Here is a 25,799-nt window from a genome sequence, read left to right as displayed (position 1 = left end):
TGACACCCTCCATTGGATGGGACGGACGAACGGGATCGGACGAACGGGGTGGGTCCGGCCGGGGCCGGACTCCGGGGAGCCGGGGCTCAGATGATGCCGAACAGGATTCCGGCGCCGAGTACCACGAGGGAAGTGAGGGCGGCCCACTTGACCACGAACTTGGTGTGGTCGCCGAACTCGACCTTGGCCATGCCGACCAGGACGTATACGGCCGGGACGAGCGGGCTCGACATGTGGAGCGGCTGGCCGACGAGCGAGGCTCGGGCGATCTCCAGCGGGGAGACCCCGTGGGCCGCGCCCGCCTCGGCGAGGACCGGCAGGACGCCGAAGTAGAAGCCGTCGTTCGACATGAAGTAGGTGAGCGGGAGGCTGAGGACGCCGGTGACGAGGGCCATGTGCGGGCCCATGCCGTCGGGGATGCCGTCGACGAGCCAGTTGGCCATGGAGTCGACCATGCCGGTGCCCTGGAGGACGCCGGTGAAGACGGCGGCTGCGAAGACCATGCCGGAGACGTTGAGGACGTTGTCGGCGTGGGCGGCGAGGCGGGCCTTCTGGTCGGGGATGTGCGGGAAGTTGACCGTGAGGGCGAGCGCGGCGGCGAGCACGAACAGGACCGGGATCGGCAGCAGTTCCATGATCATGGCGGTCAGGAGCGTCGCCGTGAGCAGCGCGTTGAACCAGTACAGCTTGGGGCGCAGCGTCGGGCGGTTCGGGTCGAGGCCCTGGAGGCGGATGTCGTCCTCCTCGCCATCACCGTCGCCGTCGTCGTCGGAGGCGTCGGTGCCGGAGCCCGCGCCGCCGGTGGTCTTGGTCATGCGCACTTTGCCGTCACCGGGACCGCCGGAGGCGGTGGCACCGGCGCCGGCGCCGACGAGCACGGTCTCGGTCTCGGGCTCCTCGACCAGCTGCTTCTCGTCCGTCAGTACGTCGGTCAGGCTCAGCACGCCGAGGCGCTTGCGCTCGCGGAGGCCGAGGACGTACGAGAGGGCGATCACGGCGACCAGGCCGACGGCGAGCGCCGGGATCATCGGGACGAAGATGTCGCCGGCGTCGAGCTTGAGCGCGGTGGCGGCACGGGCGGTCGGGCCGCCCCAGGGCAGCGTGTTCATGACGCCGTTGGCGGTGGCGGCGACGCCGGTCATCACGACGAGGCTCATCTTGAGGCGCTTGTACAGCGGGTACATCGCCGAGACCGTGATCATGAAGGTCGTCGAGCCGTCGCCGTCGAGGGAGACGATCGCGGCGAGCAGGGCCGTGCCGACGACGATGCGCAGCGGGTCGGCCTTGCAGAACTTGAGGATGCCTCGGACGATCGGGTCGAAGAGGCCGACGTCGATCATGACGCCGAAGTACACGATGGCGAACATGAGCATCGCGGCGGTGGGCGCGAGGGTGCCCACCCCTTCGATGACGTAGTCGCCGAGATGCGCACCCTTTCCGACGAACACGCAGAAAAGTGCCGGGATCAGTACGAGCGCCGCGATCGGCGACATCTTCTTCATCATGATCAGGACCAGGAAGGTCGCGATCATGGTGAAGCCGAGGATGGTCAGCATGAGTGGATACCTAACGTTCGCCCTTGAACTTCCACCAGGGACAGCGGTTCGAGTGACGTTAGGTCGGCCACGCAAGGCTTAACAAGATGTTGACACGCGAGCAATAAGCGCAAAACTCCAGGTCAGGGCGTTGTGCCTGTTGGCGCGATATCGATGGGTACGCCATTGAGTACGGCCGTGCCGGACAGCGGGTCGAGCAGGCTGCCGTCGAGGAGCTGGTTGACGTTGACGCCGGGGTCCTCGGCGGCGTGGGTCGTCCGGGTGCCGGGACGGTCGTGTCCCCAGCCGTGCGGCAGGCTCACGACTCCGCGTCGTACGGCGTCGGTGATCTCGGCGGGGGCGACGACCTCTCCCCCGGCGCCCTTCACCCGCACCGGCGCCCCGTCGGTGACGCCGAGGCGTTCGGCGTCGTCGGGGTGGATGTGCAGGGTGCATCGGTTGGTGCCGCCGGTGAGGGCGGGGATGTTGTGCATCCAGCTGTTGTTGGACCGCAGGTGCCGACGGCCCACGAGCACGAGGCCCTCGGGGCGCCGGCGCAGTGCGTCCCGCAGGCGCGGGAGATCATCGGCGAGCGGCCCCGGAAGCAGCTCCACGAGTCCGCTGCGGGTCTTGAGGGGCTGCGGGAGGCGCGGCTGGAGCGGTCCGAGGTCGATGCCGTGGGGCTGGTCGAGCAGCTTCTCCAGGGTCAGCCCTTCGGGGCGTACGCCGAATCCGTCGCCGTAGGGGCCGAGGCGCAGCATCATGTCGAGGCGTCGCTCGGGGCCGGTCTCGCCGGTGAGCTGTGCGGCGAGTTCGCGCGGCTCGCGGCCGTGCGCCGGGGAGTGGGTTTCCTTGACGGCCTTGCCGAGGGTCTGGCCGATGACCAGGTCGTCGACGGCGGAGGGGTCGGCGCCGTGCATGCCGGTGGCGGCGAGGACGAGCCGGGCGAGGATCTCCGTCTCGGCCATGCGGCCGGGCTCCAGGGGGACGGCGGCGCGGGTGTAGCGGACCTGGTTGCGTACGGCGAGGGTATTGAAGGCGAAGTCGTGGTGCGGGCTCTGCGAGGGCGGGGGCGGCGGCAGCACGACGTGCGCGTGCCGTGAGGTCTCGTTCAGGTACGGGTCGACGCTGACCATGAAGTCGAGCGAGCCGAGGGCCTTGTCGAGGCGGTCGCCGTCGGGCGCGGACAGGACGGGGTTGGCGGCGATGACGACGAGGGCGCGGATCGGTTCGCCCTCGGCGGTCGCGGTGTCGATCTCCTCGGCGAGCGCGGCCATCGGCAGTTCGCCCTTGGCCTCGGGGTGGCGGCTCACGCGGCTGTGCCAGCGGCCGAGCGCGAAGCCGTGGCCGGGTCCGGCGGGGCGGGGTGTCCTGTCGGTGGCGGCCTGCGGGAAGAGGGCGCCGCCGGGCCGGTCGAGGTTGCCGGTGAGGATGTTCAGGATGTCGACGAGCCAGCTGGCCAGGGTGCCGTGCGGGACGGTGCAGCTGCCGATGCGGCCGTATACGGCGGCGGTGGGCGCGGCTGCCAGCTCACGGGCGAGCGCGCGGATCGTGTCGGCGTCGACGTCACAGGCCTCGGCGGCGGCTTCTGGGGTGAAGTCCCTTACCGCCTCGCGGAGTTCGTCGGTCCCCTGCACCAGCTCGGTGAGTTCCCCGAGGTCGGTGAGCTGCTCCTCGAAGAGGACGTACGCCATGGCCGCGAGCAGCAGCGCGTCGGTGCCGGGGCGGATGGCCACGTGCCGGTCGGCGAGCTTGGCGGTGCGGGTGCGGCGCGGGTCGATGACGGTCAGGGTGCCGCCGCGCGCCTTGAGGGCCTTGAGCTTGCCGGGGAAGTCGGGGGCGGTGCACAGGCTGCCGTTGGATTCGAGGGGGTTGGCGCCGATCAGCAGCAGGTGGTCGGTGCGGTCGAGGTCGGGGACGGGGATCGCGTTGGCGTCGCCGTAGAGCAGTCCGCTGGAGACGTGCTTGGGCATCTGGTCGAGCGTGGACGCGGTGAAGAGGCTGTGGGTGCCGAGGCCCGCGAGCAGCACGGTCGGGTAGAGGGCGCCGGCCATGGTGTGCACGTTCGGGTTGCCGAGGACGGCCCCGACGGCGTGCGGCCCGTACCGCTCGACGACCGGCCGCAGCCCGGCCGCGACGGCGTCGAAGGCTTCCGTCCAGGTGGCCTCGCGCAGTTCCCCGTCCTTGCGCACCAGCGGTGTCCGCAGCCGGTCGGGGTCGCCGTCGGCCGCCCCGAACGAGGCGCCCTTCGGGCAGATGAACCCCTGACTGAACACATCGTCGCGGTCCCCACGCGCGCTCGTCACCCGGGTCCCCTCGATGGTCAGCGTCAGCCCGCACGTCGCCTCACAGAGGGGACAGATACGCAGAGCTGTTCGGGAGTCGGAGGTGGTGGACACGGGTCCTCCCGGAAGGGTGGCGGCAACGGTGACGCGCTTACCCGGCCGAGCATACCGACCGGTATGGACGGTGGGGAGGGGTCGCGGGGGTCACGTCGGAAATTCGCGTGCCGTACAGGCGTCCGCGCCGGGCGGTCGGGCCGGGCAACGTTGTCGCCCGGCCTCTCCGTCAGTCGAGCGACCGTGCCAGATACGCCCGGAGCAGCTGTCGGGTCTCCTCGATGACTCGTTCGTCGCCGGACGGGGCGAGGCGGAAGGCGAGCTGGACGAGGGTGTCGGCGGCCTCGACGGCGATGAGGAAGGTGCGGCGCAGGTCCTCGTCGGGTTCGCGGTTCAGGACGGAGGAGAGCATGTCGGTGAGTCGGTCGGCGACGCGGGTGTTGGGTTCGGCGTCGCGGGTGCCGACGGGTATCTGGTTGCCGAAGTCCACGAGGGAGAAGCCGGGCGCGGTGCGTTTCATCGCGAGGTACTCGTCGAGGACCGCGTCCATGGCCGCGCGCCAGCCGCCCGCGCCCGCGGTCTCCTGGAGGCGGAGGGTGACGCGCTCGGTGAAGACGTCGAGGTTGCGCTGGGCGAGCGCGTCGGCCATCGCGCGCTTGTTGCCGAAGAAGCGGTAGACGGACCCTATGGGCACGCCGGCGCGCAGCGCGACCGCGCGGGTGCTGAGGGCGTCGTAGCCGACCTCGTCGAGGAGATCGGCGCAGGCGTCGAGGATTCGGGTGAGTCTTTCGGCGCTGCGGCGCTGAACGGGCGCGCGGCGCAGCGAGGTCGCAGGGGGCACGGGCTTCATGATGCCTTTCCGCCGGGGTCCGGTGAACCTTGCCCTTCGGTACGAATGTCGGTGCTCATGCCACTCATTTGTGCGCGCCCTGGCCACTCGTCGCCGACGTCGTCGTGGACTCCGTGTCCGTCGGCGCGGGATCGGACACGGTGATTTCCGCCGTGCTGCCGACGGGCTCGCCGTCCACGGCCCACACCGTGTCGTCGTCCGCGTGCAGACGCACGCTCACCTTGTGGGTGCCGCGCGGGACGAGACCGCCGGCGATGTGGTGGGCCGGGCCGCGCAAGAAGGACAGGGGGCGGCCGTCGAGACGGAGGAGGGCGTGCCCGCGGCCGGGTTCGGCCGTCTTCCTCGTACCGGCCGGCGAGAAGCGGAAGTCGTGGACGGTCAGGCGTACGTCCCAGCCGTCGCTGTCGGCGGCGGGCTGTATCTCGATCGCGACCTTCGGCGCGTCCTTCTTGTCGATCTCACGGTAGTGCCGCCCTTCCTCGTCCGTGTCCTCCAGCACCTTGCCCACCGGCGACGGCTTCACGCCATCGCCCTCGCCATCGCGCGCCTCGTCGGACCCGCAGCCCGTCGCTCCGACGAGCAGAGCGCCGAACAGGGCACAGGCCGCGAGCGCGGTGAGGAATACGCGCGTCCACGACATGCCGGGGAGATTAGAGCACCGCTCTGACAAGCGGATCCCTCTGAAGTCTGGTTCTCGGGTACTCCAGCGGTCTTGGCGCGATCGCGCGGTCGTCCCCGCAGGCACGGGCATCTCCCTCTTGCGCACGGATTTCGCGAATCCTACGGTGATGCATAGGAATCAGGAACGAGGGAGCGATCATGAGCGGGGACGGGCGGATCACCGCCGAGACACTGCGGAAGACCGTCGAGGCGCTGACGTATCTCACCGGGTTCGGCAACGAGCACAGTTCGGAGGCGGTGCCGGGCGCCCTGCCGCACGGCCGCAACTCTCCGCAGCGGGCCCCGCTCGGGCTCTACGCGGAGCAGCTGAGCGGTACGGCGTTCACCGAGCCGAGGGCACACAACCGCCGGTCGTGGCTGTACCGGATCCACCCGTCGGCCGCACACCCGGCGTTCACCCGCACCGACAACGGCGCCATCCGCACGGCACCCTTCACGGAGACGGTGCCCGACCCGAACCGGCTGCGCTGGAACCCGCTGCCCGAGCCCTCGCCGGGCACCGACTTCCTGGCGGGCCTGTGGACGCTCGGCGGCAACGGCGACGCGACACAGCGCACCGGCATGGCCGTGCACCTCTATCAGGCCGATGTCTCGATGGAGCGGGTGTTCAGCGACGCCGACGGCGAGCTGCTGATCGTGCCGGAGCGCGGCGGGCTGCTGCTGCGCACCGAGTTCGGGCTGCTGCATGTGGAGCCGGGACATGTGGCACTGATTCCTCGTGGGGTGCGCTTCCGTGTGGAGCTGCTGGACACGGCGTCCGACGACGGCACGGGCCAAACCGCCCGCGGCTATGTGTGCGAGAACTACGGGGCGCCCTTCCAGCTCCCCGACCTCGGCCCGATCGGCGCCAACGGCCTGGCGAACGCCCGTGATTTCCGGGCGCCCGTGGCCGCGTACGAGGATGTCGAGGGCCCGGTGGAGGTGGTGAACAAGTTCTGCGGCAACCTCTGGACGGCCGTCTACGACCACTCCCCGCTGGATGTCGTCGCCTGGCACGGCAACCATGTGCCGTACGCCTATGATCTGCGCGCGTTCAATGTGATCGGCACCATCAGCTACGACCACCCGGACCCGTCGATCTTCACGGTGCTGACCTCGCCGAGCGACACGCCGGGCCTTGCCGGTGTCGACTTCGTCGTCTTCGCGCCGCGCTGGCTGGTGGGCGAGGACACGTTCCGGCCGCCGTACTTCCACCGGAACGTGATGAGCGAGTACATGGGGCTCATCGAGGGCGCGTACGACGCGAAGGCGGAGGGGTTCGTGCCGGGCGGCGGCTCGCTGCACAACATGATGTCGGCGCACGGTCCCGACCGGGAGACCTTCGACCGGGCGAGCGCCGCCGAGCTGCGGCCGCAGAAGATCGACGACGGTCTGGCCTTCATGTTCGAGACGCGCTGGCCGGTCACCGCCACCGCGCAGGCCGCCGGGGCCGGGCATCTGCAGCGCGCCTACGACGATGTGTGGCGGGGCCTCCAGCGGCACTTCCGGCCGGAGCGGCGACCATGACCGGCCGGGACCGATCGTGACCGCCCGTTGCACCCGGCGCCCGCGAACGGTACGGATACCCTCGTGACCTCCTTCGCCCCGGACTCGATCGTCCTGAACCGCAAGCTGCCGCTCTGGTATCAGGTGTCGCAGTCCCTGCGCGCCTCGATACTCGGGCGGTCCGCGCAGGATCCGCTGCGGCTGCCCACCGAGGAACAGCTGGCGGAGCACTACGGGGTGAGCGTGCTGACCATGCGGCAGGCGCTCAAGGAGCTGGAGGACGAGGGGCTGATCACCCGCCATCGCAGGCGCGGCACGTTCATCGAGCCGAGCGCCGCGCGGGGTGCCCCGGTCCGGCTGCTCGGCTCGGTGGACGCGATCGTGGCCCAGCAGTCGGGCATGACGACCCGGCTGCTCGACCACGGCACCGAGCCCGTGTCGGCGGAGCTCTCCGAGTACTTCCCGGACCTGACGGAGGTCGCGACCTACCACCGGCTGCGCAGCGACGAGAAGACCGGGGAGCCGACCAACCACGCGCGCAATTACGTACGGCCCGAGCTGGCGGCCCTGATCGACCCCGAGGACCTGGTCCGCTGGCCCATGACCAAGGTGCTGCGGGATGTCGCGGGGGCGAGGATCAGCCAGATCACCGACACCGTGGAGGCGCGGCTCGCGGACCCGGAGACCGCGCGGCTGCTGCAGGTCCCGCTGCTGAGCCCGATCCTGCACTACACGGGCGTCGTGCACGACGAGGACGGCCGGGCGCTCGACGTGGCCCGCATCCAGTACCGCGGCGACCGCTTCTCCTTCACCGTCACCCTCGACGCCCACTGAGCATGCGGGACCAAGTCGCCTCCGACGGCCCACGTCGTACGATGCCGAGCGTGACGCACGACGACGCTCCGCTGCTCGCGGACCTCATGCCGTGGGCCGTCGCACCGCCCCGGCTGGGCCGCGGGTGGCCGACGGCGCCCGACGCGGCGTCCCTGAAAGCACGGTGGGACGCCTTCGTGAAGGCCGAAGGGCCCGACCGCGAGGCGTTGTTCAGCGTCACGCGCGCGCGGACGCTGCACTCGGCGGTGGGTCAACTGCCGGGCCAGTCCTCCGGAACGGTCCGGCTGGCCCGCGCGTCGGGCCCCTGCGCGGAGCCGGTACGGGTCATGCACGGGCCGTTCGACGAACAGTGGCTGATCCCCGACCACCGGCTGATCGACGCGGCGCGGCCGGAGTTGTGGCGCGTGACCGACGAGCGCCAGATCTTCGCGGTCGAGCAGGCCCCCGCACCCGACGGGCCGCCCCTCCTGGTCACGTCGACGCTCCCGGTGGTCCTCCCGCAGTCGAAGACCGTGCCCACCGCACGCCCGGGCCGGATCCGCCCCCTGTACCGGCGCCCCGGAGGCAGCGAACCCAACCTGGCGCCGGGCCTGTTGGACCTCCTGGCCAAGCGCCTGGGCCACTCCCCCACCCCGCTGGACGTCCTCGCCTGGACGGTGGCGGTAGCCCGCCCGGGCCCCGGCGGATGCACGGTCCCACTCACCTCCGACCCCGAACTCTGGTCACAAGGCACCGAGTTGGGCCACCGCATGCTGTGGCTGATGCGCCGCGACGGCGAACGTCCCAAACTCCCCGGCGGCCGCCGCCCGTACGTACGGGCCCCACTCCCGTCCCGCCCGCTCGAACTCCGCTACGACCGCGACGAGGAGACCCTCCACCTCGACGAGGGCCGCATCTCCCCCGTACCGCCGGCCGCCTGGGACTTCGAGGTCGGCGGCGTCCGCGTCCTGGACCAGTGGTTCACCACCCGAACCACCCAGCCGGCCCCCGGCACCCTGGAGTCCATCCGCCCCACCACCTGGCCCCAGCCCTGGACCTCCGACCTCCTGGAAGTCATCACGGTCCTGTCCCTACTGGCGGAACTTCGACCGCAGCAGGCCGAGTTGACGGTGGAGTCCCCCATCACGGCAACCGACCTGCACGAGGCCGGCGTACTCCCACCCCCGAACACATCCCGCAACCCGGCATCAGTACTGGACCACCACGAGGAGGGCCCAGAGGGCCAGGTCGCACTGATCTGAGCGAGCGCCCGCCCCCCGAAGGGACGCGGGGAACGGTGCGGACCTTCTGCCTGGGGACGCGGGGAACGGCGCGGTCCTTCTGTCTGGGGGCGCGGGGAACTGCGCAATCTTTTAGGGGCGCGGGGAACTGCGCGACCAGCCACGACGCACCCGCAGCCAACGAACCACCCGCACCGCCCCTACCCACGTTCCGCCCGGGGTGCGAACCCATCAAGCACCCTCACCAACGCCCGCTCCAACACCGCCCCCATATCAATCGGCCCCGCATCCTCCCCAAACGCAGCCGCCATCCGCGGATAAGCCCCGGTGGCAACCTGCGCACCCAAATAAGCCCCACGCACCGCGTGCTCCCGCTCCTCCGACCACGGCAACGCCCGCACCCGCTCAACCGTGGCCAGCTCATTCCCCACGTACGTGGTCACCACCCCGTTGAGCATCGCGATCAGCTCGAACTTCGTGCCGTACGTGCCCTCGAAGGAGTCCAGGCACGTCAGGCAGTGCTCCAGATACCGCAGGGCATTGGGGCTGAACCCGTACACCGGCGACATCAGGGCCGGCAGCCACGGATGCCGGAGCATGAGCGCCCGGGTCTCATGGGCGACCCGGAGCATGTCGGCGCGCCAGTCCCCCGCCGGCTCCCACAACTCGTGCTCACCGCTGACGGAGTCGACCATCAGCTCGTACAGGTCCTCCTTGCGCGGCACGTAGTTGTAGAGCGACATCGTGCCGCAGCCCAGCTCGGCCGCGACATGCCGCATCGAGACGGCGTCCAGCCCCTGCGCGTCCGCGATCCGCACCGCGGCGGCCGCGATGTCGGCCCGGGTGAACGCGGGCCGCGGCCCGCGTCCCGTGCGCTCGGGTCGGGCCCAGATCACTTCGGGTACGTCGGCGCGTCCTGCCATCGGTGTCGTCAGTCCTGCCATCGGTGGATCCTGTCGCCCCCATCGTAGTTACGTACAGCGTACGTAGTGAGGTATGGTCACACCATGACTACTACGTACGCCGTACTTAGTGAGGGCCTGGAGAAGAGCTTCAAGGAAGTCCGGGCGCTGCGCGGGCTGGATCTGGCCGTGGCGGAGGGCACGGTCTGCGGTCTGCTGGGGCCGAACGGCGCGGGCAAGACGACGGCGGTGCGGCTGCTCACCACGCTGCTGCGGCCCGACGCGGGGTCCGCGCGTGTCGCGGGGCACGACCTCGCCCGGGAGCCGGACGCCGTGCGCCGCGCGATCGGCGTCACCGGGCAGTACGCGTCGGTCGACGGCGACCTCACGGGCCGGGAGAACCTGCGGCTGTTCGCGAAGCTGCGCCGCCTCCCGAAGGCGGCGGCCCGCGCCGACGAACTCCTCGACCGCTTCGAACTCGCCGCCGCGGCGGACCGTCCCGCGTCCACCTACTCCGGCGGCATGCGCCGCCGCCTCGACCTGGCCGCGAGCCTGATCACCCGGCCCGCGGTGCTGTTCCTGGACGAGCCGACGACGGGTCTCGACCCGCACAGCCGCAACCAGATCTGGGAGAGCGTGCGCGCGCTGAAGGCGGAGGGCACGACGGTCCTGCTCACCACGCAGTATCTGGAGGAGGCCGACCAACTCGCCGACGACATCGCCCTGGTGGACCGCGGCAGGGTCGCGCACTCGGGCACGCCCACCGAACTCAAGGCGCTCATCGGCTCGTACGCGGAAGCGGTGGTCGTGCACGCGGACGCCATGGCCGGAGCGGCGGCCGTCCTCGACCAACTGACGGGCTCCCGGCCCGACTTCGACCGGGAGCGGCACGCCGTTGGCGCGGTCACCACCGACCCGACGCTCACCCTCCCCCGTCTGGTACGCGAACTCGACGCCGCCGGTGTGCCGTTGCTGGACGTGAACCTGCGCCCGCCGACGCTCGACGACGTCTTCCTCCGCCTGACCGACCGCTCGGCCGGAGCCAGCAGCGACGACCGGGCCGACCAGCGGTCCGGCGACCGTACCGACAGCAAGGAGCTCGTGACATGAGCGCGTTGGCGTACGACGGCACCGCGATGCTGGGCCGTCAGCTGCGGCGGATCCGGCACAACATGGGGCTGCTGATCCTCACCCAGACCATGCCGATCACGATGCTGCTGTTCTTCGGCTATGTCTTCGGCAGCGCGCTCGCGATGCCCGGCGAGGAGTACCGGGCCTTCCTGGTGCCGGGGCTGCTGGTCGCGACGGCGGCCAACGGGATCATGACCGGGATGTTCCAGGCCGCCCAGGACTCGCACCGGGGCGTGATGGACCGCTTCCGCACGCTGCCGATCAGCCGGGCCGCCGTACCGCTCGGGCAGGCGGCCGGGGACCTGGTCGTCACGGCCGTGGGCACGGTGCCGGTGCTGCTGGTCGGGCTCGCGGTGGGCTGGCGGATGGAGGGTTCCGCGCTGGAGGCGGCCGGTGCGATGGGTCTGCTGCTGCTCTTCCGGTTCGCGACCACGTGGATCGGGATCCTGCTGGGCCTGGCCTCGCGGAGCGAGGAGGCGGCCGGGCAGCTGGGCGGCGCGACGTTCATCCTGCCGCTGCTGTCGAACGCGTACATCCCTACGGACAATCTGCCCACCTGGCTGCGCACGATCGCCGAGTGGAACCCGATCAGCGCGGTGACCACGGCCCTGCGCGACCTGTTCGGGAACGCGCCGGTGCCGACGGAGGGCGCCTGGCCGGTGACACACCCCGTCGCGGGGTCGCTGGCCTGGTGCGCGGTCCTCATCGCGGTGTTCATGCCGCTCGCCGTCCGCCGGTACGCGAACGGCGGCCGCTGACCGCTCGCCCCGGGGCCGCGACCGCCCGGCCGCCCGACCTCCCAGCTCCCGGCCTCGCGGCCTCGCATGACAAAGCCCTCGTGCGCGGGACATGATCCCTCGCATGGAGCCGCTTCCCCTGCCCCTGGAGGGCATCACCGTCGTCGCCGTCGAGCAGGCCGTCGCGGCGCCCTTCGCGACCCGGCAGCTCGCCGATCTCGGGGCCCGGGTCGTGAAGGTCGAGCGGATCGACGGCGGTGACTTCGCGCGCGGCTACGACACCGCGGCCGCCGGTCTCGCCTCGCACTTCGTGTGGTGCAACCGCGGCAAGGAGTCCATCGCCCTCGACCTGAAGGACCCGCGCGGCCTGGACGTCGTACGCCGTCTCGTCGCGGACGCCGACGTCTTCGTGCAGAACCTCGCACAGGGCGCGGCCGCGCGGCTCGGCCTGGACGCGGCGACGCTGTGCGCGGCCGACCCGCGGCTGATCGCCGTGGACATCTCGGGTTACGGGGCCTTCGGTCCGTACGCCGGCAAGCGCGCGTACGACATGCTCGTGCAGTGCGAGGCGGGGCTGGTGTCCGTGACGGGGACGGCCGGTCAGCCGGTGAAGGCGGGGATTCCGGCGGCCGACATCGCGGCGGCGATGTACGCGTTCTCGGGGGTGCTTGCGGCGCTGGTGCGGCGTGGCACGACGGGGCGCGGCGGGCCGGTGGAGGTGTCGATGCTGGAGGCGCTGGCGGAGTGGATGGGGCATCCGCTGCACCATGCGATGCACGGTGGAACTCCCCCGGCGCGCACCGGTCTCGCGCACGCCGTCATCGCCCCGTACGACGCCTATCCGACGGCGGACGGCGGGCGGGTGCTGCTGTCGGTGCAGAACGACCGGGAGTGGCGGCGGCTGGCCGAACAGGTGCTCAGGCGGCCGGAGTTGGCGCACGACCCGGCGTACGCGACGAACGCGGCGCGGGTCGAACACCGGGAGCACACCGACGAGTTGGTCGGCAAGGCGCTGGTGGCGCTGGTCACCGACGAGGCGGTGGCGCGTCTTGAGGCGGCCGGGATCGCGTGTGCGCGGCTGCGGGACGTACGGGAGGTGGCGGAGCATCCTCAGCTGGCGGCGCGGGACCGGTGGCGGGAAGTGGGTTCGCCGGTCGGGCCGCTGAGGGCGTTGTTGCCGCCGATCACGCTGCCGGGCGGGGACTCGGCGCGGATGGGGCCCGTACCCGCGCTCGGGGAACACACCGGGGCGCTGCTGCGTGCCGTGGGGATGACGGACGATGAGATCGCAGCACTGCGCCGGGACGGTGTGGCCGCCTGAGCGCGGGTCGGGGTCCTGCTCGGATTGGGCCGCCTGTCAGCGACCGGGGCCGCTGTTCAGCGGCCGCCGAACAGGGAACGGCGCAGCCGGCGCAGCGGTGCGAAGAGCGAGACCCGCCTCACTCGCGCGCCCCTGCCGGTGCGGTCGTGCGCGGTGTCACGTGCGGTGAGCTCGCGCATCAGGTCCGTCGCCTCGGCCGCCTCGCGCTGAGGGATGGCGGGGCCACCCATCACCGAGAGATGGCGGTCGAGACGCGAGCTGGTCGCGCTGCTGCCACACGTGATCGCAGGGACTCGCGCCCTGCCACGCACTGTTATCTGTTCCATGTCACTCCCCACCCATACGAGGGCACCCGGCCCGGGCAGGTTAACCCTATCGCTCCCTCTCCACACCCGTGTATCCCGGGCGCGGGATTCACCTTTCCGGTAAGGGTGTTGACGGTTACTCTCCGAATCCAACTGATTCCAGGGCGAGTTGGACAACCGGTGCGGTTGTTGGCTGTGCTGAACCGCCCGACGGCTCGACGGTGACAGCCAGTGATGTCGCGTTCGTATTGAGTCCGGTGGCAATCAAGGGCGTGTCGCCGTCCAGGAGCCCCAGGGAACGCGGTTTCTCCTCCGGTCGCATGAGCCACAGTTGGTGAACCCTTCCGTCGGAAGGTGTACCCAGTCCGGCCGCGGTCACTACCGCGGTGCGCTGCGAGGCGGACGCGACGACGCTCATGCCCTGTCCGTTCGCGTCGCGTCCGGCGCTCGCGCGGGCGTCCGGCGCGGCGAGAACGTGTGCGATCTCACGTGCCTGGGCGCGCTCCTGGGCGAGCTGGTCCTGGGTGCGGGCCGCCTGCATGCCGAAGAGCGCGGCGACGACGAGGGCGGCGGCCGCCGTGGTGGACGCGAGCGGGACGAGGAACGGTGAGAAGCCCGAGCGACGGGCCCGCGACGGCTGCCGCTCCTCGTACCGGTCCGTGATCGCCCGGGCCGGTGGCTGGGCGAAGGCCGCCGGTTCCTGAGGGGTCGTCCGTACGGCCATGAGGACCCGGTCGCGCATCGCGGCCGGCGCCGGGGCGGCCGTGGACCAGGCGAGGCGGACCGCGTCCTCGCGCAGCGCGCGCACCTCGGCGGCGCAGCTGTCACAGCGCCTCAGGTGCTTCTCGAAACGTTTGTGCTCATGGGGTTCCAGGGCGTCCAGGGCGTAGGGGGCGGCCAGGGAGTGCAGATCACTCCGCCGGAAGAGGCTGGTCATGCGACACCTCCCAGGCAGTCGCGCAGCCGCGTGAGTCCGTCGCGCATGCGCGTCTTGACCGTGCCGAGCGGCAGGGAGAGCCGTTCGGCCACTTCACGGTACGTGTAGCCGTCGTAGTAGGCGAGGGTGACGGACTGTCGTTGCAGTGCGGTGAGCCGGTCCAGGCAGCGGCGCACCCATTCTCGTTCGAGGCCGGCCTCGACCTCCTCGGCGACCTGGTCGAAGGCGGGGCCGTTCGAGCGCCGGGCCATGCGCAGTTCGCGTTCCCCGGCGGCGCGGGCACTGCGGACCCGGTCGACCGCCCGGCGGTGCGCGAGGGTGAGGACCCAGGACAGGGCGCTGCCGCGGCCGGGGTCGTAGCGTCCGGCGGACCTCCAGAGTTCGAGGAGCACCTCCTGGGCCACCTCCTCCGACTGGGCCGGATCCCGCACCACGCGGCGTACCAGCCCGAACACCGGCCCGGACACCAGACCGTACAAATCCTCGAAGGCCTTCTGGTCTCCTTGGGCCACGAGCACCAGAAGTTCGTCCGCCTCCACTCGTTTCCCCCTCTCCGGCCATTGAACGGCCCGTCTCATCCTCACGTATTCGGCGCCGGAACGCCTTCGGATGGGGTTACGGATCAACTGCCTGAAAACGCGGGTGAATCCCGAACCAATCCTTCCGAGCACCCGCTCCGAATGGCGTGCATCAGGCAACACCAACCGACGCGGAACGTGAGCAGGAGCCGGCCAGTCGACGGGCCACTCCTCGCGGACATCACCGCCGGGACACAGCTTTGGGACAGAGGACGGACGGCATGACACCTTTCACCAGCGGGTTCGTGGGACGCAGGAGCCTTGCGACCCTTGTCTGCGGTGCGTTGGCCACCGGCGGGCTCGCGGCCGTCGGCGTGACCGCGCTCGGACCGGGGACGGCGAGCGCGTCCAGCCACCGCGAGGCTCCCCTCATCTCGGGGCAGCCCCAGTTCGACAACACGGACGTCTACGCGTTCGTGAGCCCCGACCATCCGGACACCACGACGCTCGTCGCGAACTGGATCCCCTTCGAGGAACCGGCGGGCGGGCCGAACTTCTTCACGTTCGCCGAGGACGCCCAGTACGACCTGCACATCGACAACAACGGTGACGCGCAGGGCGAGCTGGTCTTCCGCTACACGTTCAAGACGCACGTCAAGAACGACAAGACCTTCCTGTACAACACGGGCCCGGTCGAGAGCCTCGACGACCCGGACCTCAACATCACGCAGACCTACGACATAGACCTGCTGCAGCTCAAGGACCAGCACCTGGTCAAGAAGACGAAGTACGCGGACGACGTGCCGGTCGCCCCGTCCAACGTCGGCCAGGCGTCCATGCCGGACTACGCCAAGCTCCGTGAGCAGGCGGTGCACGAACTCCCGGGCGGGGCGAAGACGTTCGCCGGTCAGGCGGACGACCCGTTCTTCCTGGACCTGCGCGTCTTCGACCTGCTGTACGGCGGGAACCTGTCCGAGGTCGGCAATGACACGCTGAAGGAGTACAACGTCAACTCCGTTGCCCTCCAGGTGCCGACCGACATGATCCAGGAGTCGGCCGACCAGCCGATCGTGGGCATCTGGTCGACGACCCAGCGCAGGAGCGCGAGCGGCGAGTACCGGCAGGTCTCGCGCCTCGGTATGCCGCTGGTGAACGAGGTCGTCAACCCGATCAAGGACAAGGACAAGTTCAACGCGTCCTCGCCCTGGAACGACGGCGACTTCCTGGAGAACGTCACCAACCCCGAACTTCCCAAGCTCATCGAGGCGATCTACAAGATCCCGGCCCCGAAGGAGCCCAGGAACGACCTGGTCGACGTCTTCCTGAAGGGTGTCGAGGGCCTCAACCAGCCCCCGCACGTGCGTGCTTCGGAGATGCTGCGTCTGAACACCTCGATCAAGCCGGCGGCCAAGGAGAAGCGGCTCGGCGTGCTGGACGGCGACAACGCGGGCTTCCCGAACGGACGCCGTCTCGGCGACGACGTGCTGGACATCGCGCTGCAGGTCGTCGAGGGCGAACTCGTGGGTGCCAAGAACGACTTGGGTGACGCCGTCGACAAGAACGACCAGAAGTTCGAGAAGGCGTTCCCGTACGTCGCGCTGCCGACCTCCGGTTCGCGCGGTCCGCTCGCCAAGGGCACGACGGGCACGAACGACGTCCGCAACCAGCTCGGTGACGCCCTGCAGCCCGCGGGCACCACGGGCGGTGTGGCCGGCATGGAAGACACCACGCTGATCGCCGTCTCTGCGGCGTCCGGCGCGGCCGGGTTCCTGCTCATCGGCACGGGTCTCCTGTGGTGGCGCAGCCGCCGCCGGGCCTACTGACCCGCACTCCGACTGGCGCGGCCCGCGCGTTTCCGTCCCCCACGGCGCGCGGGCCGCGCCGCTCACCCCCGAACCACCGCTTCCGTCAAGGAGATTGAGGAGAGGGCATGGCCCCGGGTACGAACGAGGACGCGCAGGAGAAGGATCGCGCGGACGTGACCCCGCCGCCCGAGGGCGAGGACAGGACCGACCGGAACGACCGGAACGACCGGACCGACCGGACCGACCGGCCGAAGGAACGTCCGGAGTCCCCGCGGGCGCGGATGCTGCGGCTCGGCGCCTGCGCGGTCGCCATCGCCGTCGCCATGACCGCGGGAGCCGTGGTGCTGGGCAACAAGGACGACGACGGCGTGCGTACGGTGGCGTCCGCGCCCGGTGTCGCTCCCGAACTGCTGGCCACCGGCAGCCTCGCCTCCAGTATCTCCGCACTGCAGACCCACCTCAAGGCACAGCCCAAGGACTACGGCGGCTGGTCGACGCTGGGCGTCGCCTACATCGAGCAGGCGCGTACGAACGGCGACCCGTCCCGCTATCCGCAGGCGGAGCGCGCACTGGAGCGGTCGCTGAAGCTGAAGCCGGACAACGACCCGGCGCTCGCGGGCCGTTCGGCACTGGCCGCCGCCCGGCACGACTTCCCCGCCGCGCTGCGGTACGCGGACAAGGCGCTGGACGAGAACGCGTACAACGAGCGGGCGCTGTCGACCCGTATCGACGCCCTGGTCGAACTCGGCCGCTACAAGGAGGCGTCCAAGGCCGCCGACCAGGCCGACGAGCGCCGCCCCGGCATCCCGGTCTTCACCCGCTACGCCTACGTACGGGAGTTGCGCGGCGACGTCACCGCGACGCGGCGCGTCCTGAAGCAGGCGCTCTCCAGCGCCTCCGCCCCCGGCGACATCGCGTACGTGGCGACGGCGCTGGGCCAGCTCTCCTGGCGCGAGGGCGAGTACAAGCCGGCGCTGACGTACTACGAGCAGGCCCTGCGGGCCGACAAGGTGTACCTCCCGGCGCTGGAGGGCCGTGCCAGGGCGCAGGCCGCGAACGGCGACCGCAAGGCCGCGATCGCCGGCATGGAGGACGTCGTGAGCCGCTTCCCGCTGCCGGGCCCGCTGGTCGTGCTCGGCGAGCTGTACGAGGCCCGCGGCGGCGAGGAGGACAAGGCGAAGGCCCGCGACCAGTACGCCCTGGTGAACGCCTGGACCGCGCTGGCCCGGGCGAACGGCGTCAACGCCGACCTCGACACGGCCCTCGCGGCGGCGGACCACGGCGACCGCAAGGCCGCCCTGCGCGCCGCCCGCGCCGAGTGGGAGCGCCGGGAGACCGTCCACACCGCGGACGCGCTCGCCTGGGCCCTGCACGTCAACGGCCGCGACGACGAGGCCCTCCCCTACGCCCGGCGCGCCACGGCCACCGGCTACCGCGACGCGACGTTCCTCTACCACCGCGGCATGATCGAACAGGCCACCGGTAACAAGAAGGAAGCCCGCGGCAGCCTGTCCGCGGCACTGAAGCTCAACCCGGGCTTCTCGCCGGTGGGCGCGAAGCTGGCCGAGAAGACCCTGACCGCGCTGGGCGGTGCCAAGTGAGCACCGTCCCCGCGCGCGGCCTCCGTGCCCGGCTCACTCGGCAAGTGGCCGTGCGCCGCCGCGCGTTCGCGTCCGGTGCGGCCGTCCTGGTGGCGGCCTGCGCGCTGGTGCTGGTCCCCTCCGGGACCGCGTCGGCGCATCCGCTCGGCAACTTCACCGTCAACCGGTACGACGGACTCGTCATCGGCCCCGGGAAGCTGCGGGTCGACCATGTCGAGGACCTCGCGGAGATCCCGGCGACCCAGGCCAAGCCCGCCATCGACAAGGCGGGCATGGAGAGTTGGGCCCGGGAGCGGTGCGAGACGGCGGCCGGAAAGAGCCGGGTGACCGTCGACGGAGAGGCGGTCGCGCTGGCCGTCGGCGAGAGCCTCGCCCGGGTGCGGCCCGGACAGGCCGGGCTCAACACCCTTCGGGTGGAGTGCCGTTGGACCGCCCCGCTGCCGGAGAAGGCCGAGAAGAACGTGTCCGTGGGCTTCCACGCCTCCGTGGACGACGGCCCCGGCTGGCGCGAGGTCACGGCACGCGGCGACCGGATGACCCTCACCGCCTCGGACGTACCGACGAAGTCCATCTCGCGCGAACTGACCAAGTATCCGGCGGAGTTGCTGTCGTCACCGGCGGACACGGCGACGGCCTCGCTGCGCGTCCGTCCCGGCGGTCCCGCGCTCGTCGAGGAGAACTCCGACGCGCCCGGCTCCTCCATCCTGCCGCGCGGCGCCGACCGGTTCACCCGCGCGCTGGACGATCTGGTGTCCCGCCAGGATCTGACCCTCGGCTTCGCCGCGCTCGCCCTGGGCATCGCCGTACTGCTCGGCGCGATGCACGCCCTGGCGCCCGGCCACGGCAAGACGATCATGGCCGCCACGGCCGCGGCCCGCGGCAACGCCACGATGCGTGACGTGATGCCGCTCGCCATCTCCGTGACCGTCACCCACACGCTGGGCGTGGTCGCCCTCGGCATCCTGGTGGCCGCGGGATCGGCCGCCGCGCCCTCGGTGATCGCCTGGCTGGGCGTGACGAGCGGCGTCATCGTGATGCTGGCCGGCGCGACCCTCGCACGCCGGGCCTGGCGGCAGCGCGGACACGGGCACAGCCACTCGCACGGCCACGGACACACCCATGGGCACAGTCATGGACACAGCCACAGCCATGGGCACGTTCACGCCCACAGTCATGACCGCGAGCTCGTTCTTGCGCATGCACATGGGCACGAGGACAGCCACAAGGGCGTCCACACACACGGGGACGGCCACTCGCACGGTGAGAAGCAGACGCACGACCACGGCCCGTCCCACACCCACGACGATCCCCACACCGACGGCCACGACCACGACACCCCCCACGATCACGGTCACGGCCACCACTCCCACCCGCACCCCCATTCGCACACCCACTCCCCCTCTCTCAAGCTCAAGGACACCCTTCTTCTCGGCTTCGCCGGCGGGCTCGTACCGAGTCCCTCCGCGGTCGTCGTGCTCGTCGGTGCCGCGGCGCTCGGCAAGGCCTGGTTCGGGCTGCTGCTCGTGCTCGCCTTCGGGGCGGGGCTCGCGCTCACGCTCACCGCGGCCGGGTTCGCCGTGGTCAAGATCGGCAGCCGGGTCGCGAAGGCCATCGAGAACGGCGCCCGGTGGTCGGGCGGCCGGACCGCGGCCCTGCTCCGGCGGACCGTGCCGATCGGATCCGCGTTCGTCGTGGTGGCCCTTGGGGCTGGATTGGTGTTCAGGGGGGCGGCAACCGTACTCGGTTGAGCTACTTTTGTTCAGAATCGTGCGGATGCTAATGGGGGGCGCCCGTGTCTGAGGAACCTGGTAGTGAACGAGTGATCGCGGGGCGCTACCGTCTGCTCTCGCCGCTGGGCGAGGGCGGGATGGGGACGGTCTGGCGCGCCCGCGACGAGGTCCTGCACCGCGAGGTCGCCGTCAAGGAGGTGCGGGCCCCGGGAGGGCTGCCGGGCCCCGACGCCGAGCGGATGTACGCCAGGCTGGAGCGCGAGGCGTGGGCGGCCGCCCGGGTCGCGAACCGCAATGTGGTGACGGTCTACGACGTGGCGACGGAGGACGGCCGCCCGTGGATCGTGATGGAGCTGATCCGCGGGATCGCGCTCTCCGATCTGCTGGACGCCGAGGGCCCGTTGCCGCCGCAGCGCGCCGCGTACATCGGCGCGGAGGTGCTCGCCGCGCTGCGGGCCGCGCACGAGGCGGGGGTCCTGCACCGGGACGTGAAGCCCGGCAACGTACTGCTGTCGAACGACGACCGTGTGGTCCTCACGGACTTCGGGATCGCTACGGTCGAGGGCAGTTCGGCGCTCACCATGACCGGCGAGGTCATCGGTTCGCCCGAATTCCTCGCCCCGGAGCGGGCGTTGGGGCGTACACCGGGACCGGAGTCCGACCTGTGGTCGCTCGGTGTGCTCCTCTACGCGGCGGTCGAGGGCAACTCGCCGTTCCGCCAGAACACCCCGCTCAGCACGCTGCGGGCGGTCGTCGACGAGGAGTTGCCGGCGCCGCTGCGCGCGGGCCCGCTCACCCCGGTGATCGAGGGCCTGCTGCGCAAGGACCCGGCGGACCGCGTGTCGGCCGAGGACGCCGAACGGGATCTCCGGCTCGTCGCGGCGGGCGGCACCCCCCACACAGGCAGCGCGGCCTACGCGCCGACGATCGCGGCACAGCCGCAGCCCGCCCCGACCCCGCCGCGCCCCACTCCCGCGTACACACCGCCCGCCTACACACAGCCCGCCCACTCGCCGCAGCAGGCGCCGTCCGCGACGACCACCACGACGGGGCCCGCCCATCCGCGGCGCGCGACGGCCGTGGTGATCGCGGGTCTGGTCGCGCTCGCGGTCGCGCTCGGGGGACTGACGTACGCCCTGGTCAACCGGGACGACGGAGGCGGCGGGGACGACACCACCAACAGCGGGTCGAGCACCGGCGGCTCGACGGGCGGCGGTGACGACGGCGGCGGCAACGGAAGCAGTGGGGGCGGCACGGACGGCGGCTCGACCACGGAGAGCTCCGGCTCGAACGGAAGCGACGGAGGTTCGACCACCACCGGCGGCCAGACCACCAAGCCGCCCACTCAGTCCGTGAAGGTCACGGTCTCGGGCTCGCACACCGACTACACCGGCGCCTGCCCGCCGCCCGACGCCGAGGCGCCGACCTTCACGGCGACGTTCACGGTGACGGTCGTGCCGGCGGACGTGGAGTACCGCTGGGTGACGGAGACGGGTGAGGTGTCCGACCCGGGCTGGAAGACGCTGTCGTTCCCCGCGAACGGCGGGAAGACCAAGCAGAACACGGTCATCGTGACGACGTACGACGCTTCGGGGACGTACCAGAACAAGATCGGCGTGGAGGTCCGCAGTCCCCGGGAGGCGAAGTCGGAGCAGGTGCCCTTCTCCGTGACGTGCGAGACGGAGGCCCCGACGGGCGGGGCCTCCTCCGACGCTCCGCAGGCACTCGCGCCGAACGGAGCGATCAGGCCTCGGCAGTAGCCGGTCCGAGGCGATCGGGCCTCGGCGGTGATCAGTCCGAGGCGTTGAGGACGGGCAGATAGCCACCCGACTGGCCCGAGGCCGTCGGGTGGTACGACTCACCGATGTTCAGCCAGTTGACGCTGTGCAGCCAGGCGCTGCCGGAGCAGATCTCGTGACCGGTGAACGTGGGGCGTACGTCGCCGAAGGTGAAGCCGTGGTCGGCCGCCCGCTTGGCGATGGCGCTGTCCAGGTAGTCGGCGGCGTTGTTGATGGCGGCCCGTTCCGTCTCGGTGAGGCCGGCCAGGCAGCTGCCGCCGAGCTTGTAGAACCGGGGGTAGCCCAGGACGACCACATGGGCGGCCGGGGCCTTGGCGCTGATCGCCGAGTAGACCGAGTCGAGCTTGCCGGGCAGTGTCGAGTCGACGTACGCCTTCGCGGTGTTGATGCGGGCGACGCACGCGCTCTCGGACTGCAGGACACACGTCGTCATGACGTCGGAGAAGCCCGCGTCGTTGCCGCCGACGCTGATGGAGACGAGTCCGGTGCCGGAGCCGAGCGGGCCCAGCTGGTTCGCCAGAACATCACCCGTACGAGCGCCCGAGCAGGCCGTGAAACTGAACGACGAGGGTGAGTGGGCTGCCGCCCAGAGGTAGGGGTAGGCCTTCGTGCTGCGCTTGCAGTCGCCGCTGGAGCCGATGTAGCTGCCCGCGCCGACACCGGACGAGTAGGAGTCGCCGAGGGCCACATAGCCCGTGGCTGCCGCTTGCTGGGACGCCTGGGCCGTCGTTGCCCCGGTGAGGGCGCAGGCGGCGGCGAGGAGGAGCGAGGTCACGTATGCCGTAAGTCGGGAACGTCTCATGGAACCTCCCTTTAGCAGGATCTCTGCCGTAACTTTCGTAGCAGCTACGCGTGTTGACAGGAAGTGTCCATGCCAAGACTTTTCCGGACCTACCGACCTCTCCGCTTTGTGTTCACTGTGCGTTCGATTGCGTGTTCATGACAGACGCGTGACAAAGCGTCAACTCCCTTGAGCTGCACCCGTAGATCGATCACGCTGATGTCTCGACCGGTAGCGGAACGCAACGCTCCTGGTTGTGTGTGCGATCACGCGCGCACCCCCCACAGACGTGCGCCCCACCCAGGCGTACGCCGCCTATGAGGAGGACTCCCTCGCATGGCACAGCTGCGTAGCAAGAAGATCCGGATCGCCGCGATAACCTCCGTGGCGACCGCCGCTCTGCTCGGCGCCGTCACCGCGCTTCCCGCCCAGGCCGCGCCGGCCGAGGGCCGGGTCCTCGCGGCGGACTCCCCCACCGCCGTCAAGGACAGCTACATCGTCACGCTGAAGAAGGGCGTGGACTTCAAGGCCTCGTCGGCAGAGGGCAAGGGTCTGATCAAGGAGTACGGCGGCACGGTCAAGAAGACGTTCGGCGCCGCGCTGAACGGCTACACGGCGACCCTGTCCGCGGCCGAGGCCAAGAGACTGGCCGCCGACCCGTCGGTGGCCGTGGTCGAGCAGAACCAGACGGTGCACGTCACCGACACCACCCAGTCCAACGCCCCCTGGGGCCTGGACCGTTCCGACCAGACGTCCCTGCCGCTCTCCGGCACGTACACCTACCCGGACACGGCGGGCAGCGGTGTGACGGCGTACGTCATCGACACCGGCGTGCGCATCACGCACTCGCAGATCAGCGGCCGGGCCAGCTACGGCTACGACGCCGTGGACGGCGACACCGTCGCCTCGGACGGCAACGGTCACGGCACGCATGTCGCCACGACCATCGCCGGGTCGACCTACGGCATCGCCAAGAAGGCGAACATCGTGGCGGTCCGCGTGCTCGACAACGCGGGCTCCGGCACCACCGCCGGCGTCATCGCGGGCATCAACTGGGTGACCCAGAACCACAGCGGTCCCTCGGTCGCCAACATGTCGCTCGGCGGCGGCGCCTCCACCACGCTGGACACCGCGGTGGCCAACTCCATCGCCAGCGGCGTGACCTACGCGGTCGCGGCGGGCAACAGCGCGGCCAACGCCTCCTCCTACTCCCCGGCCCGCGTCGCCACCGCGATCACGGTCGGCGCCACCACCAGCACGGACGCCAGGGCCAGCTACTCCAACTACGGCTCGATCCTCGACATCTTCGCCCCCGGTTCGTCGATCACGGCGGGCTGGTACACCAGCGACACCGCGACGAACACCATCTCCGGTACGTCGATGGCCACCCCGCACGTCGCGGGCGCGGCCGCCGTCTACCTGGCCGGCCACACCTCGGCCACCCCGGCCCAGGTCTCCACGGCCCTCGTGAACGGCGCCACCACCGGCGTGGTGACCAGCCCCGGCACGGGCTCCCCGAACCGCCTCCTGAAGCTCGTCCCGTAGCACGTGCGCAGTTCCCCGCGCCCCTTTCAAGGGGCGCGGGGAACTGCGCAATCTTTTAGGGGTGCGAGGAACGGCGCGACCAGCCACAACGAACCCGCGGCCAAACATCAACGGCCCCCTCATCTTGACGCCCCGTACAACACTGGGCCACATTGAAGCCCGGCATCCGGCGCGTCGGGGGGCAAAGTCGCCAATGCAGACCTTACGTATCAAGCCATCTCCATCGGACCCATCCCCATCGGGTGGTGAAGAGCGGTTGGACCAGGATCCGGGGAGGGACCTGCTCCCCCTGCTCGCGGGCGCCGCCGCGGCCATCGCCGGCGTCGGAGCCGTGCTGGCCCTGACCGACGTGGACTCGCCACTGCGTGCCCCGTTCGCGCTCTTCTTCCTGCTGGCCGCCCCGGGAACCGCGGTCGGAATCGCACTGCGCGGCATGGAACCGTTCGGCCGCACCGTTGCGTCCCTGTCAGCAGCAGTAGCTCTCAACCTTCTGGTCGCCCAAGGCATGCTCGCGGTGCACCGGTGGTCGGTCCGTGGCGGAATCGCGGCCGTGGCCGCGCTCAGCTCCCTCATTCTCCTGCTGGTCCTGGTACGGCGGTTCCGTGGCCGTACGGCGAGAAGACGGGCATCCTGACGTGAACATCAGCGTGTACCGCCCCGGCGAACTGACCGCCGCCGACCGGGCGGCGTGGTCGGCCCTTCAGTCGAAGGCCCATCTGCACGGCGCCCCGGAACTCGCCAACCCGTTCCTGTCACCGGAGTTCACCCTTGCCGTGGGACGCTGCCGGCGCGGCGTACGGATCGCCGTCTTCAGGGAGAGCGGCGAACCGGTGGCCTTCTTCCCGTTCCAGAGAACCACCGCCGGCGTCGGCCGGGCCGTCGGCCTCGGCGTCTCCGACTGCCAGGGCCTCGTCCACGGGCCCGGCTTCACCTGGGACGCACGGGAGCTGCTGCGGGCCTGCGGGCTCGCGGTGTGGGAGTTCGACCACCTGGTGGAAGGCCAGGAGCCGTTCGAGGCCGAGGCCTCCGGCACCTTCCCCTCCCCGGTCATGGACGTCGACCGGGGGTACGAGACCTATCTGGCCCAACTGCGGGACCGGTCACCGAAGTTCACCCGCACCACGCTCGCCAAGGACCGCAAGCTCGGCCGCGATCACGGCGAGGTGCGCTATGTGCACGACGAGCGTGATCCCCAGGCGCTGCTCACGCTGATGGAGTGGAAGTCGGCGCAGTACCGCAGGACCGGGCGCAGCGACCGCTTCGCGCAGCCGTGGATCACCCGGCTGACGCACCAGCTCTTCCACACCCGTTCCGAGCCGTTCGCCGGAATCCTGTCGGTGCTCTACACGGGCGGCAAGCCGATCGCCGCGCACTTCGGGCTGCGCTCCGGGCGCGTCCTGGCGTGCTGGTTCCCCGCGTACGACCCGGCGTTCTCCAAATACTCCCCGGGCCTTGTCCTGCATTTGCGTATGGCCGAGGCGGCTGCCGCCGACGGCATCGCCTATCTGGATCTCGGCCGGGGGCAGAAGGAATACAAGGACTCCCTGAAGACACGCGAACTCGCCGTGTCCGAGGGGTTGGTCACGCGCCGCCATCCCGTGGCGCTCGGGCACCGGGCGCGGCGCGCCCCGGTCCGGGCGCTGCGCAACGCGGTGCTGTCTCGGCCGGAGCTGTTCGAGCCGGCCGACAAAGCGCTCAAGCGGATGGGAAAAATCCGCTCGGGCCGTTAGGTAACGTCCAAAC

22 protein-coding genes are annotated in these 25,799 nt (G+C 70.9%); 13 read left to right on the top strand and 9 right to left on the bottom strand.

Annotated features, from left to right (window positions below; genetic code table 11):
* Positions 1-86 precede the first annotated feature (86 nt).
* The 4 genes from ACFWXQ_RS43070 to ACFWXQ_RS43055 all read right to left on the bottom strand — a co-directional run bounded on the left by ACFWXQ_RS43070 (position 87) and on the right by ACFWXQ_RS43055 (position 5,364).
* Positions 87-1,556 (bottom strand): CitMHS family transporter, encoded by a 1,470-nt coding sequence (locus tag ACFWXQ_RS43070; RefSeq protein WP_383949665.1) that lies wholly within the window; start codon positions 1,554-1,556, stop codon positions 87-89.
* A gap of 122 nt (positions 1,557-1,678) precedes the next feature.
* Positions 1,679-3,934, bottom strand: coding sequence for a molybdopterin oxidoreductase family protein (locus ACFWXQ_RS43065; protein ID WP_383949668.1), 2,256 nt, complete (start codon positions 3,932-3,934; stop codon positions 1,679-1,681).
* Between the two features lie 169 nt (positions 3,935-4,103).
* Complete coding sequence (locus tag ACFWXQ_RS43060) at positions 4,104-4,724, bottom strand: TetR family transcriptional regulator (protein WP_383949671.1); 621 nt, start codon at positions 4,722-4,724, stop codon at positions 4,104-4,106.
* 64 nt (positions 4,725-4,788) lie between these two features.
* Positions 4,789-5,364 carry a hypothetical protein gene (locus ACFWXQ_RS43055; protein WP_383949674.1) on the bottom strand — a complete coding sequence of 192 codons (576 nt, stop codon included), beginning with the start codon at positions 5,362-5,364 and terminating at the stop codon, positions 4,789-4,791.
* A 179-nt stretch (positions 5,365-5,543) separates the two neighbouring features.
* Between ACFWXQ_RS43055 and hmgA the strand changes: the two genes are divergently transcribed.
* The 3 genes from hmgA to ACFWXQ_RS43040 all read left to right on the top strand — a co-directional run bounded on the left by hmgA (position 5,544) and on the right by ACFWXQ_RS43040 (position 8,965).
* On the top strand, positions 5,544-6,911 hold the full coding sequence (gene hmgA / locus ACFWXQ_RS43050; protein WP_383949677.1) for a homogentisate 1,2-dioxygenase: 1,368 nt from the start codon (positions 5,544-5,546) through the stop codon (positions 6,909-6,911).
* A gap of 63 nt (positions 6,912-6,974) precedes the next feature.
* Complete coding sequence (locus ACFWXQ_RS43045; protein ID WP_383949679.1) at positions 6,975-7,724, top strand: GntR family transcriptional regulator; 750 nt, start codon at positions 6,975-6,977, stop codon at positions 7,722-7,724.
* Between the two features lie 41 nt (positions 7,725-7,765).
* The gene (locus tag ACFWXQ_RS43040; RefSeq protein WP_383949682.1) at positions 7,766-8,965 is read left to right on the top strand and encodes a type ISP restriction/modification enzyme; all 1,200 of its coding nucleotides are present in this window, start codon (positions 7,766-7,768) and stop codon (positions 8,963-8,965) included.
* Positions 8,966-9,144: 179 nt separating this feature from the next.
* On the opposite strand, the gene ACFWXQ_RS43035 is transcribed toward ACFWXQ_RS43040, so the two are convergent.
* Complete coding sequence (locus ACFWXQ_RS43035; RefSeq protein WP_383949703.1) at positions 9,145-9,867, bottom strand: TetR/AcrR family transcriptional regulator C-terminal domain-containing protein; 723 nt, start codon at positions 9,865-9,867, stop codon at positions 9,145-9,147.
* Positions 9,868-9,951: 84 nt separating this feature from the next.
* Here ACFWXQ_RS43035 and ACFWXQ_RS43030 point away from each other — a divergent pair, with 84 nt between their 5' ends.
* The 3 genes from ACFWXQ_RS43030 to ACFWXQ_RS43020 all read left to right on the top strand — a co-directional run bounded on the left by ACFWXQ_RS43030 (position 9,952) and on the right by ACFWXQ_RS43020 (position 13,035).
* Positions 9,952-10,956 (top strand): ATP-binding cassette domain-containing protein, encoded by a 1,005-nt coding sequence (locus ACFWXQ_RS43030; protein WP_383949685.1) that lies wholly within the window; start codon positions 9,952-9,954, stop codon positions 10,954-10,956.
* Positions 10,953-11,735 (top strand): ABC transporter permease, encoded by a 783-nt coding sequence (locus ACFWXQ_RS43025; protein ID WP_383949688.1) that lies wholly within the window; start codon positions 10,953-10,955, stop codon positions 11,733-11,735. Before ACFWXQ_RS43030 ends, ACFWXQ_RS43025 begins: the two co-directional genes overlap by 4 nt.
* Positions 11,736-11,826: 91 nt before the next feature.
* On the top strand, positions 11,827-13,035 hold the full coding sequence (locus tag ACFWXQ_RS43020; protein WP_383949691.1) for a CaiB/BaiF CoA transferase family protein: 1,209 nt from the start codon (positions 11,827-11,829) through the stop codon (positions 13,033-13,035).
* Between the two features lie 56 nt (positions 13,036-13,091).
* Here the strand turns inward: ACFWXQ_RS43020 and ACFWXQ_RS43015 are convergent, their stop codons facing one another.
* The 3 genes from ACFWXQ_RS43015 to ACFWXQ_RS43005 all read right to left on the bottom strand — a co-directional run bounded on the left by ACFWXQ_RS43015 (position 13,092) and on the right by ACFWXQ_RS43005 (position 14,816).
* Positions 13,092-13,361, bottom strand: coding sequence for a hypothetical protein (locus tag ACFWXQ_RS43015; RefSeq protein WP_200399247.1), 270 nt, complete (start codon positions 13,359-13,361; stop codon positions 13,092-13,094).
* 115 nt (positions 13,362-13,476) lie between these two features.
* Positions 13,477-14,277, bottom strand: coding sequence for an anti-sigma factor domain-containing protein (locus ACFWXQ_RS43010; RefSeq protein WP_383949694.1), 801 nt, complete (start codon positions 14,275-14,277; stop codon positions 13,477-13,479).
* Entirely contained in the window at positions 14,274-14,816 is a 543-nt protein-coding gene (locus ACFWXQ_RS43005; protein WP_383949697.1) for a sigma-70 family RNA polymerase sigma factor, read from the bottom strand. The genes ACFWXQ_RS43010 and ACFWXQ_RS43005 overlap by 4 nt, the downstream gene beginning before the upstream one ends.
* 260 nt (positions 14,817-15,076) lie before the next feature.
* Here ACFWXQ_RS43005 and ACFWXQ_RS43000 point away from each other — a divergent pair, with 260 nt between their 5' ends.
* The 4 genes from ACFWXQ_RS43000 (at position 15,077) to ACFWXQ_RS42985 (ending at position 21,691) form a co-directional block, all read left to right on the top strand.
* On the top strand, positions 15,077-16,618 hold the full coding sequence (locus tag ACFWXQ_RS43000; protein ID WP_383949700.1) for a DUF4331 domain-containing protein: 1,542 nt from the start codon (positions 15,077-15,079) through the stop codon (positions 16,616-16,618).
* Between the two features lie 107 nt (positions 16,619-16,725).
* Positions 16,726-18,201 carry a tetratricopeptide repeat protein gene (locus tag ACFWXQ_RS42995; RefSeq protein WP_383955492.1) on the top strand — a complete coding sequence of 492 codons (1,476 nt, stop codon included), beginning with the start codon at positions 16,726-16,728 and terminating at the stop codon, positions 18,199-18,201.
* Positions 18,202-18,245: 44 nt separating this feature from the next.
* A complete protein-coding gene (locus ACFWXQ_RS42990) occupies positions 18,246-19,949 on the top strand; it encodes a sulfite exporter TauE/SafE family protein (protein ID WP_383955495.1) in 1,704 nt (567 codons plus the stop codon).
* A 44-nt stretch (positions 19,950-19,993) separates the two neighbouring features.
* Positions 19,994-21,691 (top strand): serine/threonine-protein kinase, encoded by a 1,698-nt coding sequence (locus tag ACFWXQ_RS42985; RefSeq protein WP_383955490.1) that lies wholly within the window; start codon positions 19,994-19,996, stop codon positions 21,689-21,691.
* 31 nt (positions 21,692-21,722) lie between these two features.
* Here the strand turns inward: ACFWXQ_RS42985 and ACFWXQ_RS42980 are convergent, their stop codons facing one another.
* Complete coding sequence (locus ACFWXQ_RS42980; RefSeq protein ID WP_383955487.1) at positions 21,723-22,532, bottom strand: SGNH/GDSL hydrolase family protein; 810 nt, start codon at positions 22,530-22,532, stop codon at positions 21,723-21,725.
* Positions 22,533-22,847: 315 nt separating this feature from the next.
* Between ACFWXQ_RS42980 and ACFWXQ_RS42975 the strand changes: the two genes are divergently transcribed.
* From ACFWXQ_RS42975 to ACFWXQ_RS42965, 3 genes are all read left to right on the top strand, one after another.
* Entirely contained in the window at positions 22,848-24,056 is a 1,209-nt protein-coding gene (locus tag ACFWXQ_RS42975; RefSeq protein WP_383955484.1) for a S8 family peptidase, read from the top strand.
* 256 nt (positions 24,057-24,312) lie between these two features.
* A complete protein-coding gene (locus tag ACFWXQ_RS42970) occupies positions 24,313-24,690 on the top strand; it encodes a hypothetical protein (RefSeq protein WP_384092370.1) in 378 nt (125 codons plus the stop codon).
* A gap of 1 nt (position 24,691) precedes the next feature.
* The gene (locus ACFWXQ_RS42965) at positions 24,692-25,786 is read left to right on the top strand and encodes a GNAT family N-acetyltransferase (RefSeq protein WP_386270317.1); all 1,095 of its coding nucleotides are present in this window, start codon (positions 24,692-24,694) and stop codon (positions 25,784-25,786) included.
* Positions 25,787-25,799: the final 13 nt, after the last annotated feature.

The organism is Streptomyces sp. NPDC058697 (genome assembly GCF_042715345.1).
Lineage (GTDB): Bacteria > Actinomycetota > Actinomycetes > Streptomycetales > Streptomycetaceae > Streptomyces > Streptomyces liliifuscus.
This window is presented reverse-complemented; position numbering and strand designations above follow the sequence as displayed.